This is a genomic window from Pseudomonas sp. P7759 (assembly GCF_013386445.1).
In the GTDB taxonomy this organism is placed as follows: Bacteria; Pseudomonadota; Gammaproteobacteria; order Pseudomonadales; family Pseudomonadaceae; genus Aquipseudomonas; species Aquipseudomonas azotoformans_A.
The window spans coordinates 22830-34181 of the sequence record NZ_JACART010000094.1; the positions used below are offsets into that span (position 1 = coordinate 22830).

General features: G+C 59.8%; 8 protein-coding genes and 1 rRNA gene. 4 read left to right on the forward strand and 5 right to left on the reverse strand.

Going from position 1 to position 11352, the window contains the following annotated elements; translation table 11 throughout:
- Positions 1 to 14: 14 nt before the first annotated feature.
- The gene (locus HX823_RS31105) at positions 15 to 2372 is read right to left on the reverse strand and encodes a DNA polymerase II (RefSeq protein ID WP_177078462.1); all 2358 of its coding nucleotides are present in this window, start codon (positions 2370 to 2372) and stop codon (positions 15 to 17) included.
- A gap of 197 nt (positions 2373 to 2569) precedes the next feature.
- Here HX823_RS31105 and HX823_RS31110 point away from each other — a divergent pair, with 197 nt between their 5' ends.
- On the forward strand, positions 2570 to 4807 hold the full coding sequence (locus HX823_RS31110) for a TonB-dependent siderophore receptor (protein WP_038845040.1): 2238 nt from the start codon (positions 2570 to 2572) through the stop codon (positions 4805 to 4807).
- A gap of 87 nt (positions 4808 to 4894) precedes the next feature.
- Positions 4895 to 5482 carry a hypothetical protein gene (locus HX823_RS31115; RefSeq protein ID WP_038845042.1) on the forward strand — a complete coding sequence of 196 codons (588 nt, stop codon included), beginning with the start codon at positions 4895 to 4897 and terminating at the stop codon, positions 5480 to 5482.
- A 41-nt stretch (positions 5483 to 5523) separates the two neighbouring features.
- Here the strand turns inward: HX823_RS31115 and HX823_RS31120 are convergent, their stop codons facing one another.
- The gene (locus tag HX823_RS31120) at positions 5524 to 5991 is read right to left on the reverse strand and encodes an SRPBCC family protein (RefSeq protein WP_038845043.1); all 468 of its coding nucleotides are present in this window, start codon (positions 5989 to 5991) and stop codon (positions 5524 to 5526) included.
- Positions 5992 to 6162: 171 nt separating this feature from the next.
- Here HX823_RS31120 and HX823_RS31125 point away from each other — a divergent pair, with 171 nt between their 5' ends.
- A complete protein-coding gene (locus HX823_RS31125) occupies positions 6163 to 6564 on the forward strand; it encodes a GFA family protein (protein WP_177078464.1) in 402 nt (133 codons plus the stop codon).
- Between the two features lies 1 nt (position 6565).
- Here the strand turns inward: HX823_RS31125 and mrdA are convergent, their stop codons facing one another.
- Entirely contained in the window at positions 6566 to 8458 is a 1893-nt protein-coding gene (mrdA, locus tag HX823_RS31130) for a penicillin-binding protein 2 (RefSeq protein ID WP_038845046.1), read from the reverse strand.
- Between the two features lie 135 nt (positions 8459 to 8593).
- Positions 8594 to 10009 (reverse strand): aldehyde dehydrogenase family protein, encoded by a 1416-nt coding sequence (locus HX823_RS31135; protein ID WP_177078466.1) that lies wholly within the window; start codon positions 10007 to 10009, stop codon positions 8594 to 8596.
- Positions 10010 to 10111: 102 nt separating this feature from the next.
- On the opposite strand from HX823_RS31135, the gene HX823_RS31140 reads away from it, so the two are divergent.
- On the forward strand, positions 10112 to 11002 hold the full coding sequence (locus HX823_RS31140) for a LysR family transcriptional regulator (RefSeq protein WP_038845049.1): 891 nt from the start codon (positions 10112 to 10114) through the stop codon (positions 11000 to 11002).
- Between the two features lie 88 nt (positions 11003 to 11090).
- Here HX823_RS31140 and rrf read toward each other — a convergent pair.
- Positions 11091 to 11206 (reverse strand): 5S ribosomal RNA (rrf, locus tag HX823_RS31145).
- Between the last annotated feature and the right edge of the window lie 146 nt (positions 11207 to 11352).

The window sequence follows — 11352 nt, forward strand, 5'->3', positions numbered from 1 at the left end:
ACGAATCAAGCGTTTTAAAACAGGCCCATCTGACCGCCCACCAGGGTACTGAAATCGTCATTCACGAACGGCAGGATCGCATCCGCCACCGGTTGTAATTGCCGGGTGACGTAGTGGTCGTAATCGATGGGCGCTTGCCGCACTTCCAGCGGTTCCGGGCCGTTGACGCTGATCACGTAGCTGATCCAGCCACCGCGCTGGTACTGGCGCGGGCGGTTCAGGCGGTCGTTGTACTCATCGGCCAGACGCGCGGCGCGCACATGGGGCGGCACGTTGCGCTCGTAGTCGTCCAGCCGGCGGCGCAGGCGTTTGCGGTAGATCAGCAATTCATCGAATTCGCCGCTGAGGGTACGGCGCACGTAGTCGCGGATGTAGTCCTGATGCGGCTGGCGATGGAAGATGCGTTGGTAGAGTTCCTGCTGGAAGCGGCGGGCCAGGGGCGACCAGTCGCTGCGCACGGTTTCCAGGCCTTTGTAGACCATTTCTTCACTGCCATCGCTGCGCACCACCAGGCCCGCATAGCGTTTTTTGCTGCCCTCTTCCGCGCCACGGATGGTCGGCATGAGGAAGCGTGTGAAATGGGTTTCGTACTGCAACTCCAGGGCGCTTTGCAGGCCGAACGCGGTGAGCAGGTGCTCGCGCCACCAATCGTTGACGTGCTGTACCAAGGCTTGGCCGATACGGCTGGCATCCTTTTGGGAATGCGCGCTGCCGAGCCACACGAAGGTGGAGTCGGTGTCGCCGTAGATCACCTCATAGCCTTGTGCTTCGACCAGTTCGCGGGTCTGGCGCATGATCTGGTGGCCACGCATCGTGATCGACGAAGCCAGGCGTGTATCGAAGAAGCGGCAGCCGCTGGAGCCGAGTACGCCGTAGAAGGCGTTCATGATGATTTTCAAGGCCTGGGACAGCGGCGCGTTGTGTTCGCGCTTGGCCTCTTCGCGGCCTTCGGAAACCCGCGCGACGATGGACGGCAAGCAATGCCGGGTGCGGGAAAACCGTGCGCCGCGAAAGCCTTCTACCGAGTCACTGTCGTCGGGGTACTTGAGGCCTTCGATGAGACCCACCGGGTCGATCAGGAAACTGCGGATGATCGACGGGTAGAGGCTTTTGTAGTCGAGCACCAACACCGATTCGTAAAGGCCGGGACGTGAGTCCATGACAAATCCGCCGGGGCTGGCCTGGGGCGGTTTGTCGCCCAGGTTCGGCGCGACGAAGCCCTGGCGGTGCATCAACGGCATATACAAATGGGTGAACGCGGCGACGGAGCCGCCGTTGCGGTCGGCTGGCAAGCCGGTGACGCTGGCGCGCTCCAGCAGGAACTTGAGCAGTTCGGTCTTCTCGAAAATCCGCGTGACCAACTCGCAGTCCTTGAGGTTGTAGCGCGCCAGGGCGGGCTTGTCCTCGGCGAACATGCGGTTGATCTCGTCCATGCGCTGGTACGGCGTGGAGATGTCCTTGCCTTCGCCCAGCAGCGTTTGCGCGACGTTCTCCAGGCTGAAGGATTCAAAGCTCCAGGTGGCCGAACGCAGGGCTTCGATGCCATCGATGATCAAGCGCCCCGCTGCGGCGGCAAAGTAATGATTGCGGCTACCGTGCTCGCGCCAGGCCATCGGTTCTTCGCCCCGGCCGAGCATGAGCGGCACATTGAGGCGCTGGGCATGTTCGTGCAGCACGCGCAGGTCGAACTGCACCACGTTCCAGCCGATGATCGCATCGGGGTCGTGCAGCGCCAGCCATTGGTTGAGGCGTTCGAGTAGTTGGGCACGGGTGTCGCAATAGTCGAGCTTGAAGTCCACGGCGTCGGTTTTGTTCGGCGGGCCAAGCATGTACACCTGGCGCTCGCCGCAGCCTTCAAGGGCGATGGAATAGAGATCGCCCTGGGCGGTGGTCTCGATGTCGAGGGACACCAGTTTCAGCGGCGGACGGTAGTCGGGCGCGGGTTTCATCTGTGCGTCGCACAGTACGCCGCTGGCGTCGGGTGTGCCGCCGAACCACACCGGGGCAGTGATGAAACGCTCCATCATGTAGCGTTCGGGCGGGCGCACGTCGCCTTCGTAGACGTCGACGCCCGCCGCGCGCAGGCGTTTTTCCACATCCATCGCCTGGCGGTGCTGGCGGGTGTACAGGCCGAGGACGGGGCGGTGATGGAAATCGCACAGCTGCAAGGGGCGCAGCTCGATGTCGCGCTCGCCCTTGAGCAGCCAATCCAGCGGCTTGCGATGGGCCTCGGGAATGAACATCACCGAGGTCTGCACGGGTAGGCGGACAAACCTCGGGCCCTGGTCGGTGGCCAGCCAGAAGCTGACCTCCGTGCCCGCCGGGGTATCGCGCCAATGCCGGGTCAGGACAAAACCCTGCTGTAAATCCACCGTACCGCACCTCAGGAATCGCTTTCAGGGCGTGATTCTACTCGGCATCCACGCACGCAGACCGTGTGAGTAAAAATTTGTTGCGTGACGTTAATAATAATTACTATCATTCGCGCCGGAGTCGTATCCGCGCAGTGAGGACGCGCAACGCCGTTGCCCTTTTCCTCACACATGACGGTTAGCCGTCAGGATCGCCCATGCCCGCCCCATTCGCCGTGCCGTTGCGCCCAACCCTGCTCGCCCTGTGCTGCTCACTGAGCCTCAGCGCTCACGCTGCAACCCCAGCCACCCCGCAGGATGCGAACACCGGCCAGGAGGGCAACACGCTGGAACTGGGCGCCACCAACATCAACGCCGATGCCCCCGCGCCAAGCGCACTGCCCCCTGTATATGCGGGTGGCCAAGTGGCACGCGGTGGTCAATTGGGTGTGCTGGGCAACCAGGACATCATGGACGTGCCGTTCAGCATGGCCTCCTACACCGAGAAACTGATTCGCGACCAGCAGGCCGAAACCGTCGGCGATGTGCTGCTCAACGACTCGTCCGTACGCCAGGCGTCGGGGTTTGCCAACCAGGCGCAGACCTTCATGATCCGTGGCCTGCCACTGAATGGCGACGACATTTCCTTCAACGGCTTGTACGGCATCCTGCCGCGCCAGATCCTCTCCACCGACGCCTTGGAGCGCGTGGAAGTGTTCAAGGGCCCGAACGCCTTCATCAACGGCGTGACGCCCGGCGGTTCGGGGATCGGCGGCGGTGTGAACCTGCAACCCAAGCGCGCCGATGACGTGCCGCTGCGTCGGTTCAGCACCGATATCAGCAGTGATGGCCGGGTGGGCGAACACTTGGATATTGGCCAGCGTTTCGGTGAGGACAATCGTTTTGGCGCACGGGTGAACCTGTCACAGCGCGAAGGCGATACCGGCATCGACGATGAAAACCAACGCTCGAAGCTGTTTGCCGTCGGCCTGGACTACCGTGGCGATGCGTTGCGCCTGTCGAGTGACTTTGTGTACCAAAAGCAGCGCATCAACGGCGGGCGCAACTCGGTCTTTTTGGGCACCGCCACCCATGTCCCGGATGCACCGTCGGCCGACACCAACTACGCGCCGAGCTGGAGCAGTACCAACCTTGAGGACACCCTGGGGATGCTGCGCGCCGAGTATGACTTGAATGATAACTGGACGGCCTATGCGGCGGCCGGTGCCAAGCACACCCGGGAAATGGGGCAGTATTCATCTGTCACCCTGACTGACAACAGCGGCAACGCCCTGGCGAGCCGCTCGACCATTGCCCACGAAGAGGACAACCGCAGCGCCATGGGCGGCCTGAATGGCAAGTTCCAGACCGGCGCTGTCAGTCACCGTCTCAACTTCGGTTTGGCCGGTATCTGGACCCAGGCGCGCAACGCCTATGTGTTCAACGCCTCATCGACAGCGACCCCCACCAATATCTACGACCCGGTCACTGGCGCGCCGCCCACCTTGAACAACCCACGCAATACGCCAGGCACGGATTTCAGCGACCCGACCATTACCGCCAAGACCTTTGTGCGCAGTACGGCGGTGTCCGACACGCTGGGGTTCTTCGATGACCGCCTGTTGGTGACGGTCGGTGCACGCCGCCAGCAGATTGTCGTGCAGGGTTACAACTACATGAGCGGCACCCGCACGGCGAACTATGACGAGTCGATCACCACGCCGGTCTACGGCCTGGTCTTCAAGCCGTGGGAGCACGTGTCCTTCTATGCCAACCGCATCGAAGGGTTGGCCCAAGGCCCGACCTCCCCCGTCAACTCGGGCAACCGGACCATCATCGGCGGTGGCGAGGTGTTTGCGCCAGCACGCTCCAAGCAGATTGAAGCGGGCGTGAAAGTCGACATGGGCACCTATGGGGCAACACTGGGTGTTTACCGTATCGAACAACCGGGGGCCGGTTACGTTCAGGTCATCGATGCAACGACAGCGCGTTATGTCCGCGAAGGCCTGCAAATCAACAAAGGCGTGGAACTGAACGTCTTCGGCGAACCGGTCAGCGGCCTGCGTCTGCTGGGCGGTGTGACGGTGATGAAGACCGAACTCAAGGACACGCAAAACGGCGCCAACGATGGTAACCGCGCAATCGGCGTGCCTTCGTTCCAGCTCAATGCCGGCGTGGATTGGGATGTGCCCGGCCTGCAAGGCGTGACCCTCAACGGCCGCATGCTGCGCACCGGTGGGCAGTACGCCGACGCCGCCAACAACCTGAGCCTGCCAGCCTGGAACCGTTTCGATATCGGCGCGCGCTACAACTTCAAGGTGGCCCAGCGTGATGTCACCCTCGGCGCCACCGTGGAGAACGTCGCCAACGAGAAGTACTGGGAATCGGCCCAGGGCGGTTTCCTGAGCCAAGGCGATCCGCGCGTCGCCAAGCTGTCGGCCAGCGTGGACTTCTAACAGGACGGCAACAACGTGAGCCGGCAGATTTGCGCATCGCCGGCTCACCACTAGACTCAGGGCTCCTCTCACATGGAAGTCCTGACAATGAAGTTAACTCGTTCCCTGCGCCAGGCAATCGCCCTGGCCACCCTGCTGTCTGCCGGCCACCTGGTGGCCCATGCCGCCGATATCCCGCTGTCCAAATCCCTTGAAGCCGATGAAGTCACCACCAAGGTGCTGGCGGTGGATGCCGCCAAGCATCAAGTCGTGCTTGCGGGTGCCGAGGGCCGTGAGGTGCATGTGCAGCTCACCGATGCCGCCAAGGACCTGGGCAATCTCAAGGTCGGCGACCAGGTCAAGGTATTGACCACCCACTCGGTCGCGGCCGTGCTGGACACCGACGTGGACAAGGGCGCACCGGACGCCAGCGAAAAAACCGGCGTGATCCGCGCCACCGCCGACAACCCGAACCCAGGTGGCGCGGCCTTCCGCCAGGTGCAGGTGCAGCTGAAGATCACCCATATCGACCTGAAGAAAAACCAGGTCACCCTGGAGAATCCAGCCGGTGCGACGAAGGTGTTGAACGTTGAGAAACCGGAAATCCGCGCCGGCCTCAAAGACCTCAAGGTCGGGCAGAGTGTGGTGGTGACTTACACCGACACCCTGGAGATCACCACCGCTCACGAAAGCTGAGACCGGTGAAAGGCGGGCATCACTGATGATGCCCGCTACCCTCAAGCCTGACGGGCCCGGCTCAAGTAGTTTTCGATGTTGCCCATCTGTTCGTCCCAGCCACGGGAATTCATTTTGAAGGCCTTCTGCCGTCGTGCCTCAGGCACGGCATCGAACCCGGATTCGACCACCCGCAGCAGAATGCCCGGCGCCCGATCCTCAATCGTGAATTCCACCAAGGTTGGGGTTTCCTGGTCGTAGTCGACACCCTCCTCGACCGCGAAGGGATGCCACCAGAATGAGAACAGGGTTTGCGGCAGGATGCGTTCGATCCTGGCCTTCCAGATCACATGTTCGTAACCAGGATACGTGATCGGCGCTTCGATGCTTTGCCCGGCTGTGAAGGTTTTGCCGTCGAGTGCGATACCAAACCACCGGCCGAATTGCTCGGCATCGGTGAGGGCTTCCCAGACCTGTTTACGTGACGCGTTGAGCAGGACTTTTCGTTCGATTCGATCCAATACGTGCATAAGTCACCTCCTCCATTGACAGTAGGCGACATCGAACAATGCGCAACCTTTCGGCCACGCATTGGTGTTGCGACTTGCTTCAGAACGTCCACTTGGCGGAACAAAGGCTATGGCTATGCGCCGCGTGGTGGCAAAAGGTAGATTGTCTCCTCTCCTCTGAGGTGACGTGTGATGACCCAACCACTCAATGGCAGTTGTTTCTGCAAGGCTGTGCGGTACCAGTTAGACAGCTTGGATATGCCTATCAGCCACTGCCATTGCGACAGCTGCCGCAAGGTGCATGCGGCGGCCTTTGTCGCGACGGCCGGCGTGATGCGTGAACACTTTCGCTGGACCCAGGGCATCGAGTTATTAGCGTCCTTCGAGTCTTCGCCGGGTAAACACCGACATTTCTGCTCGCGCTGCGGCTCACACCTGATGGCGGAGCGTGGGCATCAACCCCACGTCATTGTGCGGGTGGCGACGCTGGACGATGATCCGGGGGTCAGGCCTACCGCGCACATCTGGACCACCCATGATGTGCCTTGGCTGGCCTACGAAGGCGTAGACCAGTGGGATGAGTGGATGACCTGAATCAAACCTTGGGATCACCGGGCGCTTTGGCTGGCGTCGCATATTGGGGTTTCAGATGGCCTTGCTGGTCGAGCAGCCAGGCGTCCATGATCTGGCGCACCACCGGACCCGCCACGCGGCCGCCGGCCTCACCGTTTTCGATCATCACCGAAATCACGATCTTCGGGTGTTCCGCTGGCGCGAAGCCGACGAACAGGGCGTTGTCGCGATGGCGTTCGAGGGTCTTCTCACGGTTGTAACGCTCGCCCTGCTTGATCGCCACCACTTGCGCCGTACCACTCTTGCCGGCAATGCGGTATTGCGCGCCTTGTGCGGCAGCACGGGCAATGCCGCGTGGGTCGTGCATCACCAGTTGCATGCCGTGATTGACCTGTTCCCAATCACGTGGGTCCTTGAGGACCACGTTCGGCATCGGGTTTTCATCCACCGGCGGCACGCCGTTGATGGTCTTGGCCAGGTGCGGTCGGTTCCACACGCCTTTGTTGGCAATCAGTGCGGTGGCCTGGGCCAGTTGCAGTGGCGTGACCTGCATGTAGCCCTGGCCAATGCCGAGAATCACGGTTTCACCCGGGAACCAAGGTTGGCGACGCGTGGCGCGCTTCCAAGCCTGAGAAGGCATCAGGCCGGCTGATTCTTCGAACATGTCCAATGAGACTTTCTGGCCAAGGCCGAACTCAGCCAGATAGTCGTGCAAGCGATCGATACCCAGCTTGTGTGCAAGGTCGTAAAAGTAGGTGTCGTTGGAGCGCATGATGGCTGCGTCCATATCTACCCAGCCGTCACCGCTGTGGTTCCAGTTGCGGTATTTATGGTCAAAATCCGGCAGTTGGTAGTAACCAGGGTCGAACACGCGGGTTTGTGCAGTAACAACACCACTGTCGAGACCGGCGATGGCGACTTCCGGTTTGATCGTCGAGCCTGGCGCGTAGAGACCCCGTAGCACACGGTTGAACAGCGGCCGGTCGATGGAATCGTGCAGTGCAGCGTATTCCTTGAAGCTGATACCGGTGACAAACAAGTTCGGATCGAAACTGGGTTTGCTGACCATGGCGAGAACTTCGCCGGTTTGCGGGTCCAGTGCAACTACCGAGCCACGGCGATCGCCCAAGGCTTCTTCCGCGGCTTCCTGGAGGTGCACGTCGAGGCTCAGCACGATGTTTTTGCCGGGAATCGGGTCGGTGTGCTTGAGTACGCGCAGTACGCGGCCCTGCGCATTGGTCTCGACTTCCTCATAGCCGACGTGGCCATGCAGCTCCGATTCGTAAAAGCGCTCGATACCGGTCTTGCCGATGGACTGCGTACCGCGGTACTCCACGGAGTCGAGGGCTTTGGATTCTTTCTCGTTGATCCGGCCTACGTAACCGATGGAGTGCGCAAAGTGAGCGCCCAACGGGTAATGGCGGACGAACTGCGGTTCTACGTCTACGCCAGGGAGGCGGAACTCATTCACGGCCAGCAGCGCGATCTGCTCTTCGGTCAGCTCGTAAAACAAGGTCACAGGGACGAAAGGATGGCGTGCCTGCTTCAGCGCCTTGTCGAAGACCGCGCGGTCTTCAGCCGGCAAGTGCAGCAAACTGACAATGGCGTCCAGCTCGCCCTTGAGGTCGGTGGTGCGCTCGCGAGTGATGGTCAGGTTGTAGCTGGGGCGGTTGTCGGCCAGTACCACGCCGTTACGGTCATAGATCAACCCGCGCGTCGGGGTAATCGGCAACACGTGGACACGGTTGTTTTCGGAAATCGTCGAGTGATAGTCGAACTGTACGACCTGCAGGAAGTACATGCGCCCTACCAGCGCACAGGTGATGCCGATCACCAACAGTGCGCAGGCGAGCAAGCGCTTGTTGACCAGGCGGTTCTCTTTTTCGTGATCTTTGATCGGTATCGGTTCAGGCATTTCTACAGCATCTCGTTGAAGAAGGTCGACGCCGCGTCCTGCGGATGAAAGATCAATCCCTGTGAAAATGTGCTGCACCATACCAAAAATGCAGAAACACTTTGCATCGATTTCCCCAACGGCAGGTTTTGAGGGTTAAGAGAGGATGGATTTTGGCTCCAGAAAAGCCTCCAGACCGAAAGTACCGTATTCACGACCGATGCCGGATTGTTTAAAACCGCCAAAAGGCGCAAGGGGTTCGTGGGCCAGGGTGTTGATCAGCACGCGACCAGCGTCGATTTGAGAGGCCAGGGTGTGAGCTTTCTTTACATCGGTGGACAGAATATAAGCCTGAAGGCCATAGGGCGTGTCGTTGGCGATGGCCAGGGCTTCTGCTTCATCTTTGTAGGTGATAACCGAAAGCACTGGGCCGAAGATTTCTTCGCGAGCAATGGTCATCTGGTTTGTCACGCGGCTGAAGACAGTGGGTTTGATGAACCAACCGGCCGTGCATTCGTCGGGTAGACCCGGGCCCCCCGCCAGTAGGTGAGCGCCCTCTTCGATACCCATCTGGATATAGGCCTGAACCCTCTGCCATTGCTTGAGGCTGACCATGGGACCGACACTGGTGTTCGGGTCCTGCGGGTCGCCTGCACGGATGTTGGCAACTTCCTTGATGATCAACCGCTCCACCTCAGCCAAACGATGAGCAGGTACGAGGATTCGGGTGCCCGCGATACAGGCCTGCCCGCTGTTCATGAAGCCTGCCTGAAGCGCCATGGGGATGGTTTTTTTCAAATCGGTATCATCGAGAACCAATACAGGCGACTTCCCACCCAGTTCGAGGGTGATCCGTTTCAAGGTTTCAGCGCCCGCACGCAGGATGTGTTTACCTACTGCCGTGGAGCCAGTGAACGAGACCTTGGCAATGTCAGCGTGCGTACTGAGAACGGCACCAACGGTTTCTCCACGCCCTGTCACGATATTGAAGACTCCGGCGGGTAATCCGGCTTGATGAAGCGCGCGGGTAACGACTGAGGTTTGCAAGGCGCTCATTTCGCTGGGCTTGATCACGGCCGTACAACCGGCAGCGAGGGCGGCGGCCAGCTTACCGCAGATGAAGCCAGCGTTGCTGTTCCAGGGCGTGATAAGCCCAGCGACGCCCAAGGGTTGCATGATCACTTCAGCGATACCGATGCGCCGAGTGAAGTCATAGTCCTGCAGCACACGCGCAGCATCCAGTAGGACGCTGGCTGCATGTTTGGCCATCCAGACCGCACGGGAAACCGGTGCGCCGTACTCTTCGATGATGGCTTGGGTCAGTTCGGCTTCCACGCCCGCGACCGCGGCATGCATGCGTTTGAGATGAGCGACGCGCGTAGCTTTGGGCGTGCGCGAGAACTCAGGAAAGGCCTGCTTTGCGGCTTTGATGGCGGCGTGTGCGTCTTGCTCGTCGGCCAACCTGACTTGCCCGATGGGCTGGGCGGTCGCCGGGTTGAAGAGGTCGAACAGCTCCTCGCCTTGGGGCGTGACAAACTGGCCATTGATGTAGATCTCATTGATCTGGTGCATAGGTTCTCCGAAAACACTCAGTTGGTATGCCCTACGGTAAGCCACTATGATTGGCCTGATAATCCGTACAAAATGGCATGAGCTGATGAGTGATCCAGGACAATGAACACATCCGGGCTGAATGAACTGGAAGCAGTGCTGGCGGTGGCACGCCATCGGAGTTTCCGCGCTGCGGCGACTGAGCTGGATGTGTCGACATCTGCCCTGAGCCACTCGATTGCTGCGCTTGAAGCGCGAATGGGAGTGCGCTTGTTCAATCGGACGACACGCAGTGTGTCGTTGTCGGAGGTAGGGGCGGAGTTTGTCAGCACAATTACGCCCGCCCTCTCGACGATCCGGATTGCGTTGGAACAAGCCGGTAATCGCCAGGCGGACCCAACCGGTACTTTACGGCTGAACACATCGGCTGGTGCGGCCAAACAAGTGATGCCACTGTTGCTCGAATACCTGCGACGCCATCCACAGATGAAGCTGGATATCGTCACCGAGGGTCGCCTGGTTGATATTGTCGCTCAAGGGTTTGATGCAGGGATTCGCTTGGGCGATAGCATTCCACTGGACATGGTTGCCGTGGATATCAGCCCTCGACAGCGCTTTGCCGTGCTGGGAAGTCCGGCCTATTTTGCTGAACATCCTACCCCGCAGACCCCTTTGGATTTGAGCGCACATGATTGCATTCGCAGCCGCATGCCGAGCGGCACTATTTATCGGTGGGAGTTTGAACGACACGGTGAAGCTATAACTGTGGACGTACAAGGGCCACTGACGCTTGATAACCCTACTCTGATGCTTGAGGCGGCCCGAGCTGGGGTTGGCCTGGTTTATCTAACTGAGTGGAATGCCGCGGCGGATCTCGCAGCAGGACGCTTGGTGCGTGTGCTTGAAGACTGGACGCCGTCGTTTGACAAGTTGCGGCTCTACTATCCAGGAAGGCGTCATGTACCGGCGGGTTTGAGGGCGTTGATAGAGTTGATCAAGGAGAAAGATTTTTAAGCGATGTAACCTATCTATCTTCAATGCACTTTTCGCCCGCCCAAAACAAAACCCCATCTGCTTTCGCAAATGGGGTTTCGGAATTTAATCTTGACGATGACCTACTCTCACATGGGGAAACCCCACACTACCATCGGCGATGCATCGTTTCACTGCTGAGTTCGGGATGGGATCAGGTGGTTCCAATGCTCTATGGTCGTCAAGAAATTCGGGTACTGAGTCGTGGCATGTGCCTCGCTTCAGCAAATTGGGTATGTGACAGCTTTCGGTGTTTTGTGAGATTCGAACTTTCGGTTCTATCGTCTTCACACACCGCAATCTGATGCTCGTTAGAGTAGTCAAATTGCTTG